The 22,361-nt window shown below is 38.3% G+C and carries 14 protein-coding genes and 6 pseudogenes; 5 read left to right on the forward strand and 15 right to left on the reverse strand.

The features are described from left to right. Positions 1–362: 362 nt before the first annotated feature. Positions 363–1,982, reverse strand: coding sequence for an MDR family MFS transporter (locus RCG23_RS05785; protein WP_308178946.1), 1,620 nt, complete (start codon positions 1,980–1,982; stop codon positions 363–365). 47 nt (positions 1,983–2,029) lie between these two features. Further along, positions 2,030–2,445, reverse strand: a pseudogene (locus RCG23_RS05790) (MarR family winged helix-turn-helix transcriptional regulator). Between the two features lie 226 nt (positions 2,446–2,671). Between RCG23_RS05790 and RCG23_RS05795 the strand changes: the two are divergent. Then, entirely contained in the window at positions 2,672–3,145 is a 474-nt protein-coding gene (locus RCG23_RS05795) for a VOC family protein (protein ID WP_308178947.1), read from the forward strand. Positions 3,146–3,227: 82 nt separating this feature from the next. On the opposite strand, the gene RCG23_RS05800 is transcribed toward RCG23_RS05795, so the two are convergent. The 8 genes and pseudogenes from RCG23_RS05800 to RCG23_RS05835 all read right to left on the reverse strand — a co-directional run bounded on the left by RCG23_RS05800 (position 3,228) and on the right by RCG23_RS05835 (position 14,355). Next, positions 3,228–4,451, reverse strand: a complete 1,224-nt coding sequence (locus RCG23_RS05800; protein ID WP_308178948.1) for an MFS transporter — start codon at positions 4,449–4,451, stop codon at positions 3,228–3,230. Positions 4,452–4,912: 461 nt separating this feature from the next. Further along, positions 4,913–6,015: pseudogene (locus tag RCG23_RS05805) on the reverse strand (low specificity L-threonine aldolase). A gap of 47 nt (positions 6,016–6,062) precedes the next feature. Next, on the reverse strand, positions 6,063–6,998 hold the full coding sequence (locus RCG23_RS05810) for a bifunctional helix-turn-helix transcriptional regulator/GNAT family N-acetyltransferase (RefSeq protein WP_308178949.1): 936 nt from the start codon (positions 6,996–6,998) through the stop codon (positions 6,063–6,065). An 89-nt stretch (positions 6,999–7,087) separates the two neighbouring features. Further along, positions 7,088–7,672, reverse strand: a complete 585-nt coding sequence (locus tag RCG23_RS05815) for a hypothetical protein (RefSeq protein WP_308178950.1) — start codon at positions 7,670–7,672, stop codon at positions 7,088–7,090. Between the two features lie 247 nt (positions 7,673–7,919). Further along, positions 7,920–9,961 (reverse strand): annotated as a pseudogene (locus RCG23_RS05820) (catalase). A gap of 165 nt (positions 9,962–10,126) precedes the next feature. Continuing rightward, a complete protein-coding gene (locus tag RCG23_RS05825; RefSeq protein WP_308178951.1) occupies positions 10,127–10,612 on the reverse strand; it encodes a hypothetical protein in 486 nt (161 codons plus the stop codon). 207 nt (positions 10,613–10,819) lie between these two features. Next, positions 10,820–10,996, reverse strand: coding sequence for a DUF3934 family protein (locus tag RCG23_RS05830; RefSeq protein WP_308178952.1), 177 nt, complete (start codon positions 10,994–10,996; stop codon positions 10,820–10,822). 138 nt (positions 10,997–11,134) lie between these two features. Continuing rightward, a pseudogene (locus RCG23_RS05835) lies at positions 11,135–14,355 on the reverse strand (SNF2 helicase associated domain-containing protein). Between the two features lie 303 nt (positions 14,356–14,658). Here RCG23_RS05835 and RCG23_RS05840 point away from each other — a divergent pair. The 4 genes and pseudogenes from RCG23_RS05840 (at position 14,659) to RCG23_RS05855 (ending at position 17,435) form a co-directional block, all read left to right on the forward strand. Next, positions 14,659–15,141, forward strand: a complete 483-nt coding sequence (locus RCG23_RS05840) for a hypothetical protein (protein ID WP_308178953.1) — start codon at positions 14,659–14,661, stop codon at positions 15,139–15,141. Between the two features lie 225 nt (positions 15,142–15,366). Continuing rightward, positions 15,367–16,262 (forward strand): annotated as a pseudogene (locus tag RCG23_RS05845) (LysR family transcriptional regulator). A gap of 267 nt (positions 16,263–16,529) precedes the next feature. Beyond that, entirely contained in the window at positions 16,530–17,048 is a 519-nt protein-coding gene (locus tag RCG23_RS05850) for an acyl-CoA thioesterase (RefSeq protein WP_308178954.1), read from the forward strand. A gap of 15 nt (positions 17,049–17,063) precedes the next feature. Next, entirely contained in the window at positions 17,064–17,435 is a 372-nt protein-coding gene (locus RCG23_RS05855; protein ID WP_308178955.1) for a hypothetical protein, read from the forward strand. A gap of 253 nt (positions 17,436–17,688) precedes the next feature. Here RCG23_RS05855 and RCG23_RS05860 read toward each other — a convergent pair whose 3' ends face one another. The 5 genes and pseudogenes from RCG23_RS05860 to RCG23_RS05890 all read right to left on the reverse strand — a co-directional run bounded on the left by RCG23_RS05860 (position 17,689) and on the right by RCG23_RS05890 (position 22,188). After that, positions 17,689–18,084 (reverse strand): VOC family protein, encoded by a 396-nt coding sequence (locus RCG23_RS05860; protein ID WP_308178956.1) that lies wholly within the window; start codon positions 18,082–18,084, stop codon positions 17,689–17,691. Between the two features lie 271 nt (positions 18,085–18,355). After that, a pseudogene (gene mqo / locus RCG23_RS25885) lies at positions 18,356–19,855 on the reverse strand (malate dehydrogenase (quinone)). A gap of 523 nt (positions 19,856–20,378) precedes the next feature. After that, positions 20,379–21,038, reverse strand: coding sequence for a response regulator transcription factor (locus tag RCG23_RS05880; RefSeq protein ID WP_308178959.1), 660 nt, complete (start codon positions 21,036–21,038; stop codon positions 20,379–20,381). Further along, positions 21,039–21,698, reverse strand: a complete 660-nt coding sequence (locus RCG23_RS05885; protein WP_308178960.1) for a sensor histidine kinase — start codon at positions 21,696–21,698, stop codon at positions 21,039–21,041. Continuing rightward, positions 21,631–22,188 carry a hypothetical protein gene (locus tag RCG23_RS05890; RefSeq protein ID WP_308178961.1) on the reverse strand — a complete coding sequence of 186 codons (558 nt, stop codon included), beginning with the start codon at positions 22,186–22,188 and terminating at the stop codon, positions 21,631–21,633. Before RCG23_RS05890 ends, RCG23_RS05885 begins: the two co-directional genes overlap by 68 nt. Between the last annotated feature and the right edge of the window lie 173 nt (positions 22,189–22,361).

The raw sequence follows: 22,361 nt of genomic DNA on the forward strand, positions 1-22,361 counted from the left end.
ATGATGGTTAAATTAAACAAAAATGACATTTCGAGGTATGGAAAAAATGGTGAGCAGATAGAAGATTTTCACAGGAAGTTTTATTAATAAAAAAATCTTCAAAGTAAATGTTTTTGTTAAGGAAAAGTTAAGAATTGCTCTTTATTATATGTATCAGTAGCTTGGCCTCCTTTTTTATATTGAGTATTAATCCTTTAACCTTGCATTTATGCAAGGTCTTTTTTTATTAGAAAAACTTAGCATTCGCCAAGTCCTTAGGCGAATGCCTTAGTTTTTCTTATGCAATTAGAATTTATAGATATAAATTCTGATAAGCCAAAAAAACCGATCCCTACCTAGGGATCGGCAATGCATATATATGGTTACTCAGAAACAGCAGCAGAAGCCGTTTCTCCCTTTTCTTCCTTTTCCCGCCCTTTTCTAGCGGTCAGGTTAATTTGTTTAAGAAACAGTGTAAAGCAAGCTCCTATGACAATAAAAATCAATCCTGTAAAGAATACCGAATGCAAGGAACCCATTAAGGACGTTTTTAAAATTGGCAGCATCTTATCCAACAAAACGGCTGGGATCTTTTTTAACGCTTCTGGACTAAACAGCATTTGAAAAAGTCCTTCCGGGTTTGTATCAATCATATCTTTGAATTTTGAAACCATCGGTCCCGCCTGTTGCGGCAATGTATTTAGAAACGGTACAAATTTGTCAGACAAAAGATTTCCTGCCCTGTTATTCATGATAGCACCGAGAATCGTGATTCCAAATGTTCCGCCGATTGAGCGGAAAAATTGGCTGGAAGAGGTTACTACGCCCAGTTCTTCTTTTGGAAAGCTTTCCTGCAATGCCAAAGTTAGAATAGGCATAACCAAACCCATTCCCATTCCGATAATTCCCATATAGGAAGTAGCCGCTAACTTGCTTGTATCCATGTCCATGGTAGTCAATAAACCAAAACCACCTGCCATAATTAGCATTCCTGCTATGATTTGCGGCTTAATCCCTATTTTGTAAACAAGCTGTCCGCCAATAATACTCGTAATAATCATGGTAATCATCATTGGTGTCATAATTGTTCCTGAAGCAGTGGCGCTTACCCCAACAATTCCCTGCATAAAGAATGGTACAAACATAATTGCACCGAACATTCCGATTGCCATAAAGAAGCCAATTAAATTCAAAAGTGTAAAGGTTCTGTTCTTAAATAGGCTCATTGGCAAAATGGGTTCTTTTGCTTTTGTTTCGACAATAACGAAGCTTACTAAACCAACTACTGCAACTGCGAGAAGGGTTAAAATTTGCCATGAATCCCAAGCATAATCTTTTCCTCCAAAGCTTAGTGCAAGCAATAAAGTTACTATGCCTACAATCATGGTAAACATTCCAGCTAAATCAAAGTTAACTGGTCCTTTATTTTTTCTGCCCTTTAATCCCAGTCCAAGAATGATAGTCGCAATGATTCCGACAGGCAAATTAATATAAAATACCCATTTCCAGTTAAGCGAATCCACAATCCATCCGCCAATTTGCGGGCCGATAACAGAGGCAAGGCCATAAATGCCACCAAATACCCCTTGAAATTTCGCTCTTTCTTTTCCTGTAAAAAGATCCCCAATGACGATCATCGCCATTGGCATCATAATTCCTCCGCCAATACCCTGCACTCCGCGGAAAATAATAAGTTCTGTCATATTGTCCGCCATTCCGCACAATGCGGATCCAGCCATAAAAACGATGAGTCCTGTAACATAAATCATTCTGCGTCCCAATAAATCTGCCAATTTACCTGCGATCGGCACAACAGTAGTTGAGGTCAGCAAATAGGCTGTGGTCAGCCATGTCATCATGCTTAATCCGCCAAGATCACCAACGATCCTTGGCATTGCGGTTCCTACAATCGTTCCATCAAGAGCCGAAAAGAACATGGCAATAATTAAGCCAATCAGCAATAAAGTTCGATTATGATTTTCGTTATTATCAATAGTTGTCATAAATATCTCCCTATTCATTTGTTTAAGATTTATTAATAACCCAAATATTATTGGGCAAGCTTTTCAGCAATATCTGCCAGAGAAGTAAGCTCATCTTCAGTTAAGCTGGAGAGATGCCTTTCCACAATGGCTTTTCGAGCAGCAAAAGTTTCACTCAATTTTTCTTCCCCATTACGCGTTAGAGTGATATTAACAGCTCTCCTATCCTTTTTATCATGTTCTCTTGCAACGAACTCACTTTGTTCAAGTCGATCAATCATAAATGTAACCGCACTTGGTTTAACACTCATTTTTTCGGCAAGTTGGGTAATCCTACAGCTCCCTTTTTCTTGATAAAATTCATGACAAACAGCTGAGTTGGGGTGATTCCCAGTTTATGCATGCTTTCAATCATTTCAGGCTGGATTTTTTGAATGGTGATCTGAAACGCGGTCTGGATTCTTTCAATAATGTTGGCTTTCAACTCTTCCCCCCTGTCTATGAATAAAAGTATTTAACGACAAATACTATTTAACTTTGATTAATATTTAATGCTAATTAAATATATATTCCTTTTAAATGAATGTCAATATATTGAAATGATATTTTTTCATACTTTCGATGTAGAAAAAATACCGCTAAAGAAGAATGCCCGCTTACAATTTCTCCTCTAAAATAGGCTTATAAAGTTAATTAATGGAGGAATCGACATGAAAAACGCAAACCTATATGAAACCCATATTCTTACGAAGAATTTAGAGAGAGCGATTGAGTTTTACAAAGGATTGGATTTAAATCTCGCCTTCGTCATCGAGGAAAGAAGAGTTGCTTTTTTCTGGCTCGGCGATCCTGAGAAAAAAGAACAAATGCTTGGGATTTGGGAAGTTGCTGAAGATAAATTTGTGAACAGACATTTTGCATTCCATGTATCACTCGAGGAACTGCTTGAAGTACCGGTATTTTTGGAATCGAAAGGAATTAAAATCCTGCCTGCTTTCGGCTTGGATGAATCCGAACCGGTTGTACACGCTTGGATGCCTGCTGCCGCGTATTATTTTGAAGACCATGACGGCAATTCATTGGAATATTTAGCATTAGTTGATGGGCAAAAGAAACCAGAGGTTGGTGTCGTTCATCTTAGCAAATGGCAGCAAATTTCTCAGGAAGCCGCCAATACAAGATAAGTCTTCAAAAGAGGGAGGTCTCGAAAGTTACCTGAGACATCCCTCTTTCTTATTTGCGCAGAAATTACATCAGAACCACCAATTATACAGCTTTCGGAACATGCCGTCTTTCCACTTTAAGCGCTACGATCAGGAAAGAACAACCGGCTGCGAACCTTAAAAAAGAGATTAATAACATCGCTGCATGCATTCCATATTGATTCAAGAGAAATACTCCAAATTGGGGAGCAATAAAACCGATTACAGATAAAAGGATATTGTAGTTGGCAATATACGTTGTTCGATTTTTCTCCGGTGAAGCCTTTAAAAGCTGATTGAACAAAAGCAGGTTTGTGCCGGAAACGAACAGCCCAATCCAAAGATTAATCGCCGTAATGTAAACTAAATTAGTCGATAGGATGGTTAAAACGGGAGCGGTCGCCATTCCAGCTGCCGCAACGAATAAAACCATAGTGTTTCCCCATCGGTCAGCGGCTTTCGCCCACCACTTGATGCTGACAATTTGCGCACATTGATTCGTTACGGAAAACAAGCTGAACCATAATGCCGTTGCATGTGCTTCACGAATGTGATAAATGCTGAAAAGCGACCATGCCATTTGCGCTCCAAAGTTAAACAGGAGGGCACATATCAAAAATGAAAGATATGGTTTATAGGAAAACACCTTTAAGGAGAAACTCTTTTTTTCCTTTTCTCCGCTTGGCTCTTGTTTTGCCGCAGGCAATTGATGCTTCATTAAATAGAAGACCTCAAGCAAGGCGAAAACGAACCCTGCTGCGAGAAGAATCTGATAAGGAAATGCCTTGTTTTTATCAAATTGCTGCAGGAAAAATCCTGTTAAAAAAGTAACCGCCATGGCCGTAATAGCTCCCCAGCGATTCCTAGTACTAAAAAATACTCCTCTCCTTTTTTCCTCAATTAAATCGCCAATCATTGATTGCCATGATAAACCAGACAAAGCACCTGGAAAGTTTAATAAACCGATTAGAATAACGAGAACCCACGCGGCGTAGGCATGAGCCAAAAATGGCACAAACAAAATAAACATAAATATCAATCTTGTTAAAAAGGTTGAAACGACAACAAAATGCTTTTTGCTTTGGACCAGATTCAGCCAAATCGTACCAGGAATAAGAGCAAGCATCCCGATGATGGACGGAAGTGATGTAATCAACCCCATCTGCTGGTTGCTCGCTCCTAAAACACTCAGGGCAAAAAGCGGAATATAGCCATTTACTGCATTGGTGGAAACCGTGGATGCAATGCCGTTATATAAACTGTATTTTTCATTTCTATTAAATTTCAACTATGCTTCTCTCCTTCATAAAAACTGCCGAAATGTATTGTATAACAGCGCTTTTCTGAAGGCAATACATACACGAAAAAACAGTTATTCCAGCATAGCTTCTCAATTGAGAACCCGTGCTGGAATACTCAAGTGCAAACTTTAAGCCATTCATTCACACACTTCAGATTTAGAAATTTTGTTTGCTGCAGTGCATATACATTTAAAAAGGAGGGGATTTTCTTGGCTCATTTGTGGTCGTTGACAGTCGGCTTTATCATTTGTCTGGGGATTATCGGGGGAATATTCTTTTATTTTCTTAAATCGGCGCTGGACTCTGAGGACTCAAAAAAAATTGACTCTCCAAAACAACCTGATCAGTAACTTGAATTATTGCCTAATGTATCAAATCAAAAATAAATATTAATAAACAAAGCGTGGACATCTTTATCGATTCCACGCTTTTTCAATATGTTCCACCACTATTTCTTAGTTTTGATTTCCCGCATTCGCAGATCAAGCATTTGGAAAGTCTTTTTTAATTCTGTTTTTGGAACTTCGTTATATCTGTCTCCAATGCTGACCTCGTAATAACTTCCATCCAAGCCTGTTTCCCTGACATAACTCGTTAAACCGATTCCAGTTGCTTCATAAATTTCTGCTAAAATGGATTCCGCCTTCTCTTTTGGCAGGTCAACATGTACATGAAACATATTTGAAACAGGTACTAAAGGCAAAGTTGCCACAGCATGGCATTGATTATAAAGCCCGGCAAGTTCTTTCGCTTCTTCATGATACTGCTCCATTTTATGTATCCGCTTATTAAAATAATAATTTGAACTGATAATATAAGGATAAAGGCTGATTAAATCACCGCCATGCCGCCTTTTCCAAATTTTTGATTCCTCTGTAAAGTCTTTTTCTCCTGCAAGAATTGCACCTGCAATCCCGCCAATCCCTTTATAAAAAGAAACATAAACACTATCAAAAAGCTCACAGATTTCAGCTGCGGATTTTTGATAATATGGAAGAATTTCAAAGAGTCTGGCACCGTCCAAATGTAGCTTAATCCCTTTCTCCTTACAATAACTGGAGATCGATACAAGAGTTTTGTAATCTGGCAATTGACCGCCAATCTCACGCTGAGGCAATTCAAGCAATAAGCAAGCAATGTCCTCCTGCAGGCTCACGACATCTTCCAATGTAATGACTCTGCTTTTATCCGCCAGCAAAACAGGCTCTATATGATGCAATTCCTTTAACCCGTCCTCTTCATGAATCTCTAAATGGCATAATGGATGATAGGCAACTTTTTTTAATCCATTTTTATCACACCAAATCCTTAATGCGATTTGCTGGGCCATGGTTCCGCTTGGAAAAAACACTGCCGACTCTTTGCCTAAATAATCCGCCAGCTTATCCTGAAATTCTTCTATGACCTTTCCCTTTCCATAAATGTCGCTTTCCTGCTGTCCATCAATATCTTTAAATGCTTCTATAAGCGTTTGAATATCTCTTGGCGACTGCCGCCTACCTGATAATCGGTTTGTTTAAATGCTTCTAATATGGGGTTATTTTCGGACACTTTTCGTTTTTCCTCCCTCTTTCTTTCAAATACTTGCAAGCTATTACTTAAAGTCTTAATTCCCATGTTTCTCCTACCAAATCATGGCCAAAACTATGATGATTTTCTTCATTAACTAGTTCGAATCCTGATTTCTGATAAATATGACGTGCTTCCTTTAGTATACTGTTAGTCCATAATACAATTTTTTTGTAGCCAGCAAGTTTCGAAAAACGAATACACTCCTCCACTAGGGTTGTGCCTAAACCTAGACCACGGGCTTTTGGGTCGACTAGAAGCAAACGTAATTTAGCAACCTCTTCATTTTCTTCGACAATAAAAATAGAGCCAATAACTTCTCCATTCATTTCAGCAATCCAACAGCGTTCTTTTTTAGGATTAAAGTTTTTTATAAAATCTGAAACTATCTGGGAAACAAGTGCTTCAAAATGCTGGTCCCAGCCATATTCCATTGCGTACAATGCACCGTGTTTATAAACAATAAGCCCCATATCTCCTGGTTCATGCTGACGTAAATAATAAGGTTCAGTAAACGCTAAACCTTTGGTTTTACCAAGCAAGCCTTCGATATTTTGCATGGATTTTATTAACTGTTTTTGTTCAAATTCCGGCATCCCTCTTAATAATTCAGAGACTTGTTCATGTGACCGTTTGTTTAGCAAATCAAATGCCTTTTCTCCTTTTGAAGTCAAACGGATATTCCACTGCCGTCCATCAGATTCAGAACGTTCCCTTAAGATTAATTCTTGTTCCTCTAATCGATTTAAAGTTCGACTCAGATATCCAGCATCTAGCCCCAGTTCTTTCGTTATATCAGAAGCAGATATATTATCACTGTTAGCTATTTCAAAGAGAATTCGTGAGTCTGTTAAAGAAAAAGGACTATGAAGCAATCCTTCACGTAAAACCCCTATCTGCCTTGTCATAAAACGATTAAAATGGCGAACAGCCTCTATTCGTTCTTCAAAAGTAAAATCCGGCATATAAAACCTCCTATTTATTAGCCCTATATCAAATATTATTCAACCTTTAATTGACTTAGTCAAATAAATTACTAAAAAAAGAAGAGGCATCAGCAATTGTCTTTAATCCAGATACGGAGTGGACCTGCGGACTCCCATCCCGATGTGAGTGCCGCCTTAAGACCTTCGCCATGTTCATATCCGACCATGGGAAGTCCTGGAAATCGATTTGAAACTATTTGAACAATATCCGGCCAAAGCCTTTCATATGAATCATCTTTTGAAAACACATTGCTAACCCCTACAGCACCGGAACCCAAATTAGCTATAAACCCGGATAGTTTATCCTTCTCCTCCCGCATAAAGATTTCTGCATCTTTTCTTCTTAAAATATCTGATTTTATTACATTCTCCAAACCATTTGCGGAGATCCATTTCATTAATTCTTCGTCTGTTTTGATGACACGCCACTCCTGTCTCATACCCTCTATTTTCGAAACAGGAGCATGATAAATCCATTCCGCCTCAAAAAGGATTTTAAAACCGAAAGGCTGCAAATCTAAATTTGCATAACTATCTTTGATTGAGAAAATTTCTCTGTTCCCAACAAAGTCATTCACTTCTTGTGCCGTTGCATTACGGCTTGAAGTAATAATATCAGGATAAAATTTAGGGGCTTCATCTAGCAGGCCCATAAATTCCCCCTCGAAACTGCTGCAGCACCGTGCATTTCGCATACCATTCCACACCAAACGATATTATTTAAAACAGTAATGTCGACTTTTGTTTCCATTCTCCTTGCTCCTTTTGTTTTCTGTTTGTCGTACTTAAATAACCAGATACTTTTAGTATTCTATCTCTATTTCATTAATGCCTTCTTCATTAGATCAAATGTTGCAATACAAAAAACCAGAGAGAATTATCCCCTCTGGCTTCGCTTGCTTATATAACTTTTCTATCCCAATGGCGGTGAGCCGAAATCGCTTCGACGAATTTGACCGGGAATTCATTGTTATCATTTCCTACTACAATGCCTGGGCTGCTCTCCATACCCTCTAATAGATGCACACCTTCCTGAGTCGCACCAATTGGCTTATAATGAGTGAACGCTTCATTAATAAAGTAAGCTGAATCTTTCGTAAACTTTTCGCTTACATCGCTTCCCCCTGCAGCATATAGGGCATCAAACATGACGGAATCACTCGTCAAGAAGGTATGGTCAGCTTCAATCTCTGTACCATCAGTCCCTTTTATCTTTCCAAGCTTCTCGCTAATAAATTCAGGCTGAATACCGTTTGCTTTCAATGACTCTAAGACAGCCATTACCTCAGATCCAGTAAATTGGTTTCCAAGGATGACGCCCACTTTACGTGTTTTGGGTAGCTTCTTCGTATTTTGCATGCTTAGCGCTGGGGATGATTTTGTTACCCCGGAGACCTTTGCCTCCGGTGGATTAGCACCAATCGCCAAGGCAAAGGCTGTAGCCAGCTCCGTACTTACATTGGCAAACATATCTACCACTTGCTGTTGAACAGATTTGCTCTTCACTTTTCCAAGTTCAAAACTGAACGCTTCGATAATGTGTTTTTTTTCAGGTTCACTCATACTGTTCCAGAACATGGTGGCCTGCGAGAAAAAGTCTTTAAAGCTTTCACTTCGGCTCCTTACCTTTCGCCCTTCCACCTTTTCCTGATAATGCACATAACCACCTTCTGCTTCATTCGCTGGTGCAGGGGTATTTTGTGCAAGTGAATTATTATGATAGCTCACTTTTCCAACATTAATCGTTTGGCGGCCATAGCCATCACGCTGATTGTTGTGGAAAGGGCATACAGGCCTGTTAATCGGCAGCTCATGGAAGTTCGGCCTTCCTAGGCGGATTAACTGGGTATCTGTATAGGAGAATAGTCGGCCTTGTAATAATGGATCGTTAGAAAAATCGATTCCCGGTACAACATGCCCTGGATGAAAGGCTGCCTGCTCTGTTTCGGCAAACACATTATCAACGTTACGATTTAACGTCATTTTTCCAATGATTTTTACCGGGACATCTTCTTCAGGCCATAGTTTAGTAGGATCGAGAACATCAAAATCAAATTTAAATTCATCATCCTCGCTTAGTAGCTGAACCCCTAATTCAAATTCTGGATAGTCCCCTTTATCAATCGACTCCCATAAATCACGGCGATGGAAGTCCGGGTCTTTTCCTGATATTTTTTGTGCTTCATCCCAAACAAGAGAATGGGTTCCCAAAACAGGCTTCCAGTGGAATTTTACAAAATGGGCTTTACCTTGATCATTGACAAAACGGAAGGTGTGAACACCGAATCCTTCCATCATACGAAGGCTCCGTGGAATTGCCCGATCAGACATCGCCCACATAACCATATGAGCTGATTCCTGGTTATTAGCAACAAAATCCCAAAAAGTATCATGGGCAGTTGCTGCTTGCGGCATCTCATTATGTGGCTCAGGTTTAATCGCGTGAACAAGATCAGGGAATTTTATCGCATCCTGTATAAAGAAGACTGGAATATTATTGCCGACTAAATCATAATTCCCTTCTTCTGTATAAAATTTCGTCGCAAATCCTCTCGCATCCCTGACGGTCTCAGCTGATCCCCGTGAGCCAGCGACGGTTGAAAATCGTACGAAAACAGGAGTTTTCACAGCTGGATCCTGCAAAAACTTAGCCTTAGTATATTCTTTCATCGATTCATATACTTCAAACTCACCATGGGCAGCAAAACCCCTTGCATGAACGATTCTCTCTGGAATTCGCTCATGATCAAAGTGGGTCATTTTTTCCCGAAAATGAAAGTCCTCCATCAACGTCGGCCACGTTCGCCGGCCTTTAATGAAAATTCATCCTCCGATACCTTTAGCCCTTGATTGGTTGTCATATCTTTACCAGCATCATCTACACGAAACTGCTCAAGCTGTTCATCTTTACTGTTTCCATTCACTTTGTGATCATTAGTCATTCGATTGTTACCTCCTTAAGGGCATATATGTAGCAACATAGTTTTGTACCCTTTTGAAAGAAAGAGCAAACGAATTTTTCTTACCATTCATCGAATTAATAGAAAAAAAAGAAGCCAGAAACCCAACTAAAAGGTTTTCTGGCTTTGTATATTTTAATATTTAAATTAAGAAGAAATACGGTTTTGTTTTTGATGTGATTTAAACATTCCTTTTGGTTTTACCCAGACATAAGGTATATGGACAGTTTTTTGATTGAAGATATCAATCAGTTCATCAAAGTTCTTCATTGCATGCAAATTGAAAGCAGTCCCTTTTGCTGTTTGAACCTGAAAATAACAAGTTGTTGAGTTATTTTCTCCACCCGATTCTTTTTCATAATAGAGCGTTTCGGTCACATCTGCCCATGCGTGTTCCTGAACCGAGGTTCCTTTTCTCTTGTTGATTACGGTTACCGTAAACCCGTTATCATGACAAGAAACTCTAGTATCGTTGGCGAAATAACGCAATGAAAAGAAAAGAACAACACCTAATAAAACGAAGAAAAAACCAATAATAACATGGATAAACATGAGTCCTAATCCGACCACACCAAAAATAACTCCAATGAGGATTGAAACCAGAGATGAATTGTTGTTTGAAAATTCCTTCACCAATAAAATCCCCCCTTTTATTTCATTATTAATTACTATGCACTCGTTCTTTTAATATGTCATAGAACAAAACCCTCAATTTATGTTTAGATTCTGCCTTTGTTAATCTCTTAAATTCCATATTTAACTAAAACAAAAAGGACCCAAAGCTGGGTCCTTTAGTCCTTATTATTGCAATTGTTTTATTTATCTATGAAGAGCAGAAAGTCATTCAGATGTTTCACCTTTATTATTGCTTGAGGCCTTAGATGCATCAGATCTTTTGGTACCTTTGCTTACATAAGGTTTGGCACTCTTCGCTTTGTTTGCACCAGCTTGCCAACGATTCCAGCCCTTCTTGCCTGTTCCTCTACCTGTTCCGCTTTTAGCCTTACCTTTAGTCATATAATCACTCCATTATTATTGTAACACTTGAGCTCCGATAATTTGTTAGTTATATCCAATTCACTACATAATAAACCAGCATGATGAATTACACCATATCATAACAGAGACCTGTATTGATACAAAAATTTAAAATAGTCATATCATCAATATTTCCCGAATGTCATCTTCTGTAAGAGCAGACGAAGCTTTCTCATTAGATTCAATGACTTCTTTAATCAAATGTCTCTTTTTCTCTTGCAGTTCATTCATTTTTTCTTCGATTGTACCGCGGGCAACAAGCTTGATGACCTGAACAACATTTTTCTGACCAATACGGTGGGCACGGTCAGCTGCTTGCTCCTCGACTGCTGGGTTCCACCAAAGGTCATATAGGATAACGGTATCGGCTCCTGTCAGATTGAGGCCTGTCCCTCCCGCTTTCAAGGATATGAGGAAGAAATCACGTTCACCAGCATTAAATCGATTACAAATTTCCACCCGTTCTTCTGATGGAGTTTGTCCATCAAGGTAGAAAAAAGGCAGCCCTTTGTTCGCTAAATCTCTTCCAATTAGCTCAAGCATTTTCGTGAATTGTGAGAAAATCAACACCCTTCTTCCAGAAAGCTTTGATTCCTCTACAATCTGCATAAGCTGTTCAAATTTTGCTGAGCTTCCTTTATAGCCGTCCACAAATAATGCTGGGTGACAACAGATCTGCCGTAACCGAGTCAAACCAGCCAGAATTTTAATACGATTTTTCCTGAGTGTATCCTTGTCCAGATGCTTCAACGTGTCATGCCTGAGCTTCGCCAGATAGGCAGCGTACAGCTTCTTCTGATCTGGAAATAATTCCACTGAGTCCATGGACTCGATTTTTTCAGGAAGCTCTGAAAGTACATCCTCTTTCAGCCTTCGAAGCATAAATGGGCGGATTCTGCGGGCAATCGTTTTAGTAGTGAGATTACTGTATTCCTTTAACCCTTGGAATAGTTCAGGGAAGACAACATGAAAAATAGACCATAGCTCCTCACGTGAATTCTCCACCGGTGTACCAGTGAGGGCGAAACGGTAATCTGCATGTATCTTTTTCACCGCTCGTGCTGTTTGTGTAACAGGATTTTTAAAGTTTTGTGCCTCATCAAAAAATACAGTGTGAAAGGTCTGTTTCTCAAACCATTTTATGTCTCTGCGTAACAACGGATAGGAAGTGATTACAACGTCCATTTCTGTTACATCATTCTGAATGTTGACTCTTTCTTTGTGATTGCCATCAATGACAACGGCTTGTACTTTAGGGGCAAATTTCATCATTTCAGCGAGCCAGTTATAGGTCAGAGATGAAGGGCAGACAATAAGGACCGGCTGCTTCTTTTTACGGATGTCAGGCATCTCAGATAGTATGAATGTGATGCTTTGCAACGTTTTACCAAGTCCCATATCATCTGCGAGAATTCCACCGAAGCCAAAGCTGGCAAGTGTTTTCATCCATTTGTAGCCGATTTTTTGATAGTCTCTTAATATCGTCTCTAAATTCTTCGGCACCTCGATCTCAAGAGTGCCAGGATTGCGGATTTTAACCAGGAACTGCCGGAATGATTCCTCAATTGAAAATGCATTGCTATTCTCAATAGAATCAAGATGCTGAAGTCCCCGCGCTATTGGTAAATTTATACCACTTTCCAAATCTTCATTTTGGCCGGAAGTGCATTCAGAAAACGATTAATTTCTTCAAACTCTCTTGTTTCCAACGAAATTAGCGATCCGTTCCCCAGCCGATAATACTTCCGTTTTTCCTCTAGAGCTAATAAAACCTCACGTATATGTTTGTCAGGAATTCCATCCATTTCAAATTTGAATTCCAGCCAATTAGTCCGTTCTTTATTAACCTTCACCCTAATCTGCGGCTTGGCATTTCCTCTAAAAATACGATTTCTCACTGCAGTCGTTGCATAAATTTGCACAAGCTTTTGAAGTTTCGGAACCACATGGTACAAAAACTCATACTCCAACTCTTCATTATGCAAAAAATATCCACCGTCCGTCTTAGCAAAAGAGCTATCCTCTATCAGCTTTAGGATTTCTTCCTCTTTTCCCACATCCCTGACTAACAGGGAGCCTGACTTTAGTGCCCTATTTTCCAAAGGGTTGATCACTAGATTTTCATAGTGAAACTCCAGTCCGGCAAGCAGGCGATTTTTCACACGATCCAAGAATAGCTTGGCGATCAAAGGTGTCTTTACAAGATTCTTTGAAATACCTTCAGATATGTGAACATCACCCAGTTTTTTTAAACCAGGGACAACCTTTTCCAGAAAAAAATCGATTTGGTCTTGTAAAATCGGTATTCGATTCGCTCCTGAATCATCAAGCAACTGTTTTAAATAGGAAAGACGATGACAGTCCTCTTTTTTCAGCTGGACTAATTTTCCTTCAGAGAGAACAGAACGATATGATTCCATCACAATAATTTGATTAAGCCCTTTAATCTTTAGTTGATAGCCTTTTCCCTCGGCTTCAGCAAGGTCAAACTGTAAAGGAAGCAGTTCTTCCGATAAGTGGAGACCGTCAGACGTATACCCGTCATACTTTAGCTTCACCAATGGTGCACTTGTTAATATAGGTAAAAGTCGTTCCCAGGACGATGGCGGAATGAGCAACAATTGATTGCTGATTTTATAGTCATTTTTATCCGGAAGCGTGTCAACATACACTTTTTCATCCTGTACCACCTGGATTAGCTGATGAATAACTGCATCTGTTTCTTTTTGAAAGCAATGCAGGCTAGGGTCATACGTGAATAAAATTGAAAGCAAGCTTGGTTTACCTTCCTTCACTTGCTCTAAAAAATCTCGGATATTTTGCACATGAGTAGTACCGATTTTAACTTCTATTCCGAACATGTATCTTCCCTTACCAATGGTGACGGGTTTACATGTGAACTCTCCATCAAGCACTTTCCTCGTTTCAAAGTGAAGCTGATGGCCGCTTGATTGTATATGCTGGTTATTGAATATTCTCAGCAAACCATCTGCAAGCGCCTGATTTGTCAAAGAATCAGAATCACGGTCACCTGTATTAAAAGGAATTAATCCCTGGCGCTGATTTTCGTATATCGACAGTAATACTGCCGCAATATGCTGGCAGTCACTTTGAAAGGAAGCCAGTGTTGGGCAGGTGCATTTCGTGCGAAAGCCACCATTAGCATCCTTTTCAATGGTGACATGGAAATCCTCAGTACCGGAAACAGTAGCTTCACAGCACTCGGACCTATATTTTTCAAATGTTACTTTATTAGAGCGATAAAAGGCTTCCCCTCTTTTAAAGGAGACAATACCGCATTTTTCTTTAATGATTTTTTGATTTAATTTTATATTCAAATGCATGCTCCTTCTTGAGGATATTTGACTTTAGTTTAGGAAATTGCGTTAAGCACTCATTCTTTTGAAATACAATTCCTTTATGATATCCCTATAATAATGCATTAGGCGGGTTAACAACAGCAGGAATAAAAACAGGCTGCTGAATGTTAACCTTCCGCTCTTTCAGTTAATAGCAATGATCCATCACTTAATAATGCGTATTTAGCAACTTCAATTAATATAGAATACAACATACTATACATATCCTACTAAATGACTGGAATAATACATATCATCAGACAAGTAAAGGATGTTTACTAAATGAGGAAATCCAATAGTTATATTATTTTAATGACAATCCTGCCTTGGCTCACCATTCCCTTTATTGGTGTAAAGACGATTAAGAGATTTCTTCCGGGAGCCCTATTTATGTGTTTATACACTATTTTTGAAGGAAATGTAGCAGAAAGAAGGAAATGGTGGTGGTTTTTTTATAACGTAAAACCCAACGTATTAGGTGAGATGCCATTAATCCTAGGGCCATTTTTTGTTGGTTCACTATGGATTTTAAAATTCACCTTTAGCAATTTTAAAAAATATGTGATCTTAAATGTGATGATTGATTCATTTTTTACATATGTTCTCCTTAATTGGTTTAAACGAATTGGATATGCTTCTCTAATAAGAATCAATAAACTCCAGCTTTCACTTTTATTTTTGGTTAAATTACTTTTAATGTATAGTTTTCAGTATTTTTATGAAAATTATCTTACGCTGAAGAAATCCAGCCCTGCCTCTAAATAAGAGGCAGGGCTTAATTATCGCCTGTTTTCAATGCCAAAATAAGATTTTCACTTGGTCCTATTAAAAAAAGTGCTGTTTTCCAAATACATGTTGCGGCCAAGAAATTGCAGGGACAAAAAAGCTTTGAATGGTGGCTTTATGAAATATAGCCTATTATATGATACTTTATTAATAAATCCTTTTGGCCTTTATCTCTACAAATTGATTACAAGCAGGTGTACGATAGTGGATATCAAACATTTACAATATTTTATTGAGGTTTCAAATTTCAATAGTTTTTCCCGTGCGGCGGATAACTTATTTATCACACAACCGACTATTAGTAAGATGATTAAAAACCTTGAGATTGAGTTGGGAATAGAACTTTTTGAACGATCCCGGAAAAAATTAACCCTAACCGATGCGGGAAAGATTATTTTAGAGCAAGCAAAATTAATTGATAAAGCATTTAAAAATTTAGAAACGGAATTAGATAATCTGACAGGACTTAAAAAGGCCATATTCGGATTGGCTTGCCACCAATATTTAATGCGCATTTTTTCCTGAAAATTGTTGGCAAATACCACGAAAAGTATCCCGGCATTACTTTTCAATTAGTCGAAGATGGTTCAAAAAAAATAGAAGAAGATGTGGGCAATAATCTTCTTGATGTTGGCGTAATTGTTCTTCCGACTAAAAACGACCTCTTTGACCATTTCTCTTTTATGGAAGAAGACTTAAAGCTCATCCTTCATCCATCACACCCACTTGCAGAAAGAGAGGAAGTCAATTTAGCTGAATTGGCAAATGAATCGTTTATCTTGTTTAATAAGGATTTTGTTCTAAACGACCGAATCATTTATTTTTGTAACAGTGTGGGCTTTAGTCCCCACATTATTTCAGAAAGTTCACAACGGTCATTTATTGAAGAAATGGTTGAAACCAAACTTGGAGTCTCCCTTTTACCGGAAAGTGTTTGCCATAATCTAAATAAAAATGTAAAGTCGGTCAAAGTAGTAAACCCATCAATCAGTTGGAACTTAGCGATTATTTGGGGCAAAAATCAGTACATGTCCTTTGCAGCAAAAGAATGGCTTCAGTTTACAAAAGAACAGCTTACAATGGGTGATCAAGAAGATTAATTTCATTCATGAATAGGTTTTGTTTATAATTGAATAGCTTTATTTTGATCAAAACGGTTCTGTTTAGGGAACCGTTTTTTTTTACATTCATATATATATTGAATATATGAAAGCATTTACATAGATACAATCTATACAAAAGATGAAATATAACCATTTTACTTAACAAAGAAAGCGACGTACACTTGTTGCAGGCAAGAAAAACCTTTTAATAACGTGGATATAGTAATTACTTGCTAGAATCCAATCATGGAAGGAAGCAACCTAATGAAAGCAAAAAAAGTGAAAGAAAGCCGTATTGTTAATACTGCTCAAGTATTATCTTGCGATTTAAATAACTACAATACATTGTTTGGCGGCATTTTGATGAAAAAATTAGATGATGCTGCAACTTTATCAGCCCGCAGGCATTCCAGAGTTAAGGAATGTGTAACTGCATCTACAGATTCAATCGATTTCTTATGTCCTATTCATCAAACGGATTCAGTCTGTGTCGAATCATTTGTAACATATACAGGAAAAACTTCTATGGAAATTTTTTGTAAAGTTATCGCCGAAGATATGCTCAATGGCGAGCGCAGAATCGCAGCTACCGCCTTTTTGACGTTTGTAGCCTTAGATGAAAATAAGCGTCCTGTTGAAGTTCCAAGTATTTTACCAGAAACAGAAGAAGAAAAATTCCTCTACAAAACAGGCAAAGAAAGAGCAGAAATGCGTAAATTGAGAAGACAAAAAAGTAAAGAATTAGCTGCGTATATTTCAGTGGAAAAACCTTGGGACAAATAAAAGGAGGAAGAATTTATGATAACTTTATCTAGCATTGATGAATTAAAAGCCACCAAAGAAGCCATCGAGAAGTTAAAAAAAGACTATCCTAACCTTTTTGAAAAATTGTTGGATATAGTAAATCTTACACGTGCATTCCAATTTAAATATCAGTACATGGGATGTTTAATTATGAATGAGGACCCTGGCCAAAATGCACCGAATTTTGTATATGGCTCTGTCCTACGTCTGTATAAAAAAGAATTACAAAAATTAAAAGATGCTCAAGATTCCGAAGTCTTGAAACAAATTTTTTCTGAATTCAGAAATACCGGTTACGCAAAAATTAGTCTTTTAATACTCGGCATGAAACCTGAATCATTAGTAGGCTCTTCTTCTATTAGATAAATGGGAGTAAAGCATTTTTGACCACCATTTTAAATCCTAATAAAGGAAGTTAATATATATTGTAACTAACAATGCCCCTTTTTTACGAATTCTTATCCCCTTTATTCCACTATTTAAGAAGCAGGAGCCATTTACATGGTTCCTGTTTTTTCTTATATCACCCGTAAAAAGAGTTAGCCAGTATCTATAAAGCTGATACAAGAAAATAAAAAATAAAGAAAGGCAGATCATTCCGCCCTTCTTCACTTTGGTTCTATTTTGCATTCAAATCGGGTTGATGAATACCGAATATATTGCCTTCGGTATCAATGTAATATCCTTGCCATGCCATTCCAGGAAGGGCATACTTAGCCATCGCGACCTTGCCGCCATTCTCAATAATTTTAGCTTCCGTTAAATCGTAATTTTCCACTCCCATTGTACAAGCATATCCATTTAAAGCTTGGTTTGTTTCCGACGGAGCACTTTGACGCTGCATCAAAGCACCATTGATTCCAGGTTCATTCTCGTCGCCAGTCACTGCACCAAAGTAAGGCATTCCTGCATACTCACTCCAATCTTGAAATGACCATCCGAATACCTCTCCATAAAACTTCTTTGCACGATCCATGTCACTTACATGAATTTCAAAATGAACTAATCTTCCCATGATATCCTCCTACATTTACAGTAATTTCCTATTTTCTTGAATAACTTCGTGTGAACGCTTACAAATTCATATTTAATATTATAAAGGCTGTGGAAATAAATTCAATTTTTATAAGAAAATATTATTTTTAGTTGAGATAATAATTATAAAAAAAATGTACAGAGAGACCTCTGTACATTTTTCATAACTTCTATATGTGTTTTGTTTGTCCATTGATGAAAAATGTTGCTTAATCTATTCATTAAACACGTTTGCTTCTACATCCAAAGAATTAACTATTGACCAGTTCTTTTTCGCTTAGTCTAAGATTCTTGGCTGTTGAAGTATAAATTTTTTGGAAAAGCTCTGGGTTTTCCACTAGTGACATGCCATAAGAAGGAATCATTTCTATTATTTTCGATTCCCACTCTTCAAAATGTTGTGGGAAGCATTTTTCTAATACCTCAAGCATAACGTGAACGGCAGTAGAAGCACCCGGAGAAGCACCGAGCAATGCAGCTATCGAGCCATCAGCGGCACAAACAACTTCAGTACCAAATTGAAGTGTTCCTTTACCACCGGCCTCAGTATCTTTGATAACTTGCACACGTTGGCCCGCTGCTACTATATCCCAATCCTCGCTTTTGGCGTTTGGTATAAACTCGCGTAATTCTTCCATGCGCTTCTCATTCGATAGCATAACTTGCTGGATCAGGTATTTTGTCAATGACATCTCTTTTACGCCTGCCGCCAGCATTGTGAGAACATTATCCGGTTTTACGGAACCTATCAAATCCAAATTTGAACCAGTTTTTAAGAACTTTGGCGAAAAGCCGGCGAATGGTCCAAACAGCAATGTTTTTTTGTTGTCGATATATCTTGTATCAAGATGTGGTACAGACATTGGCGGGGCCAACCTTAGCTTTACCGTATACTTTTGCGTGATGCTGGGCTACAACGTCCGGATTGTTACAAACCATAAATAGTCCGCTTACCGGAAACCCTCCTATATGTTTTGACTCAGGGATACCGGTTTTTTGTAGTAAAGGCAGACTTCCTCCCCCACCACCGATAAAGACGAATTTTGCAGTATGGCGTTCAATGTTACCTGTATCCATATTCCACACTTTCAATTCCCATAAGCCGTCACTAGTACGTTTAATATCCTCAACACTATGCTTGTAGTTGATCTCGACGTTTTTACTCTTTAAGTGGTCAAACAACATGCGTGTTAAAGCACCAAAATTGACATCCGTTCCAGAGTCGATTTTTGTTGCCGCTATCGGTTCATTTGATGTACGGCCTTCCATGATAAGTGGAATCCATTCCTTCAGTTTTTCAGGGACATCAGAAAATTCCATCCCTTGAAAGAGGGGATTGTTTGACAGCGCTTCAAAACGTTTTTTCAAAAACGCTACATTTTTTTCCCCTTGTACAAAGCTCATATGAGGTATTGGCATAATAAAGTCCTGCGGTTTACGAATCAGATTGCTATTTATTAGATAAGACCAAAACTGTCTTGAAAGCTGAAACTGTTCATTAATTTTAATAGCTTTGCTAATATCTATAGATCCATCTGATTTTTCGGATGTATAGTTAAGCTCGCACAGTGCAGAATCGCCGTACCCGCATTATTCCATTCGTTAGAGCTTTCTTCTCCTGCGTTTGCGAGTTTCTCAAATACTTTGATTTCCCATTCAGGTGCTAACTCTTTCAGTAATGATCCCAAAGTAGCGCTCATGACTCCTGCACCAATTAAGATAACGTCTGTTTTGTTCTGTAAGTTGCTCATGATAACCTTCCTTATCCTCTATTTTTGCAAAAAAGAGTAGGCGCACCTAATTAAATATCACAAAAAGCAAGACGCACCTAGGAACACACCTTTTCTGTCTCAAATATAATCATCACATAGTCTATTATAATTAGTTATAGAATAAATTATCTACTATTATCTAATAATTATAAACTATTTAAAGCTTGCAAAAAAGGGAAAAGACCGAATACAATGCCCTAGAAACATAAAGAAATCTCGCCAATTGGGGAAAAACCAAGGCCATAACTCTGGCTTCTGCAAGGGTAAAGACTTTGGTTAGCCGTAACCAATGAACCGACACCCTCTATTTTTCGCCGTTACTTGTGGTATGGTTCCCTATATTTATACCCAAAAACAAAGAAAGCAGAAACCTCAATTGGCTTCTGCTTTCTATTATTATACTGCCTCAATAGAGTGCTCACGGTAAGAAAATAAATAAAATTGAGATGTAGTGGTGCGTCATCTTTTGTATTGAAATTATATTTTGATTCTAAAACTTTACCTAAAGACTATGCTTGTTCTGCAAATATACCACCAGTTCAGTGCGTCTGTTGAGCTCGAGTTTGTCAAGAATTCGGGAAATATAGTTTTTGACGGTGCCTTCCGTTAAAAATAACGCACTGCCGATTTGTTTATTGCTTTTTCCTTGCATAACCAGTTCCACGACTTCGATTTCCCGCGGTGTCAACTTATTGTCCAATTTTTCTTTGATCCTATTTTCTTCATCAAAAGATGTATGCTCCATGGCATGCAGTACTTTGGAGATTTTCAAGCTCACTTGCGAATGAAGCAGCATATTGCCTTCACACGCCGCTTTAATCGCTTTGATGATTTCCTTAGAATTGGAGTCTTTGAGAATATAGCCGTCCGCGCCGAATTTAAGTCCGTTGAATATATACTCATCTTCATTAAAGGTAGTCAGAATAATGACTTTCACACTTGGATAGGTTTCCTTCACGATTTTTAACGAATCAATCCCGTTCATCACCGGCATCCGAATATCCATGAGAATGACGTCAGGCAGCCTATTCCGCAATAAATCGAGTAATTCTTCCCCGTTTGCGGCTTCCCCAACAATATCTATTTCTTCATGCATGCTCAAAATCAATCTCAGGCCTTCTCTGACCATCTCCTGGTCGTCGACAATCATAATCTCTGTCATTTACACCACCTCCATCTTTTTGGCATTTGTTTGATATCTGACAGGTATTTCGGCAAACAATTTAAATCCGTGTCCTTTTTCTGATGAGAAACTCACTTTCCCATTCAATAAATCAATTCGATCCTCAATTCCTTTTAGACCATGAGATTTCTTGATTTGACCGCAGCCTTTTCCGTTATCTTCCACAACAACTTGTATCCTTTTGTCATTTTTGTTGATGTCGATCAGGAACTGCTGGGCTTTGCCGTGCTTTAAACCGTTGGTAACCGCTTCACGCACAGAATTATAAATACAATTTTTCATATCCTGATCGCCGGACTCCACCTCTTTGTCAAATTTCAGAGTGAACTTTAAATTTCCTGAGGTTTCCAAGCTCTCTATCATATCGGTCAACAATTCCTCAAGCTCAATTTGGCTATTTACCGATTGATCTTTTAATACAGCTACGGCCTTCCGAAGCTCCTTAATCGATTTTTGTGAAAAATTATGGGCTTTCGCAAGTACTTCCCGGGCTTTCTGTGGATTGGCATCGATCATATTTTCGGCGAATTCCAAGTGCATTCTTAGTGCAATGAGAGAATGCCCAATCGAATCATGCATCTCCTGTGCAATTCTCGTTCTCTCCTTTTCGATCGTAATTTCTTTCAGTTTGGCATGCACCTCTACTAATTCGGCATGTAAAATCTGCCTTTTCTCTCTCCAAACTGATTCCCCTAAACAAAAAGACCAATAACAGTGTCGCAGAGTAGGTCATCAAGGAATTTTGAACATCTGCTTTTGCAACATACATCGCAGCCAAATAGACAATAACGTGAAACACCATAATTCCTATATGAACCGACCTGCTGGACAAAAACATCTCTACGATAGGAAAAATATAATATATGCCAGTCGCGGGACTGTCGAACAGTACCATATAGACAGCGATAGCTGCAATATTCACAACCATCGAGATCATGTAAAGAGCTCGATGACGTTCCAATAAACGATAGTGAATTCTCAAAAAATCATTTGCTTGCATCATCAAAATGCCAGCAACAAAAACTGTTTTCATTCCAATAGAATGGCTGGTGCTAGTCACGATTTCAAACAAAATCAAAATGACCAACACCGTTTTTAATGCCATCCCTATGGACTTGGTGTTAAGCATACGTTTCACCTCCGAATAGCTATATATTCAAAAATATTATACTATTTAGAATATGAAAAAAGACAGTATCTAACGTCAATCCAAAATGATGACTAAAGTCATATAGCAATTGCTGACGAAGGTTACTACATTCGTATTATCTGGGGACTTATAATCAGAATGTAATAGTGAAA

The sequence above is a fragment of the Neobacillus sp. PS3-34 genome (genome assembly GCF_030915465.1).
Taxonomy (GTDB): Bacteria; Bacillota; Bacilli; order Bacillales; family Cytobacillaceae; genus Neobacillus_A.

Coding starts and splice junctions, on each gene's coding strand:
- RCG23_RS05785 (WP_308178946.1), bottom strand. CDS start 1,982: ATGACAACTATTGATAATAACGAAAATCATAATCGAACTTTATTGCTG.
- RCG23_RS05795 (WP_308178947.1), top strand. CDS start 2,672: ATGAAAAACGCAAACCTATATGAAACCCATATTCTTACGAAGAATTTA.
- RCG23_RS05810 (WP_308178949.1), bottom strand. CDS start 6,998: ATGCCGGATTTTACTTTTGAAGAACGAATAGAGGCTGTTCGCCATTTT.
- RCG23_RS05815 (WP_308178950.1), bottom strand. CDS start 7,672: ATGGGCCTGCTAGATGAAGCCCCTAAATTTTATCCTGATATTATTACT.
- RCG23_RS05830 (WP_308178952.1), bottom strand. CDS start 10,996: ATGACTAAAGGTAAGGCTAAAAGCGGAACAGGTAGAGGAACAGGCAAG.
- RCG23_RS05840 (WP_308178953.1), top strand. CDS start 14,659: ATGAGGAAATCCAATAGTTATATTATTTTAATGACAATCCTGCCTTGG.
- RCG23_RS05850 (WP_308178954.1), top strand. CDS start 16,530: ATGAAAGCAAAAAAAGTGAAAGAAAGCCGTATTGTTAATACTGCTCAA.
- RCG23_RS05855 (WP_308178955.1), top strand. CDS start 17,064: ATGATAACTTTATCTAGCATTGATGAATTAAAAGCCACCAAAGAAGCC.
- RCG23_RS05860 (WP_308178956.1), bottom strand. CDS start 18,084: ATGGGAAGATTAGTTCATTTTGAAATTCATGTAAGTGACATGGATCGT.
- RCG23_RS05880 (WP_308178959.1), bottom strand. CDS start 21,038: ATGACAGAGATTATGATTGTCGACGACCAGGAGATGGTCAGAGAAGGC.
- RCG23_RS05890 (WP_308178961.1), bottom strand. CDS start 22,188: ATGCTTAACACCAAGTCCATAGGGATGGCATTAAAAACGGTGTTGGTC.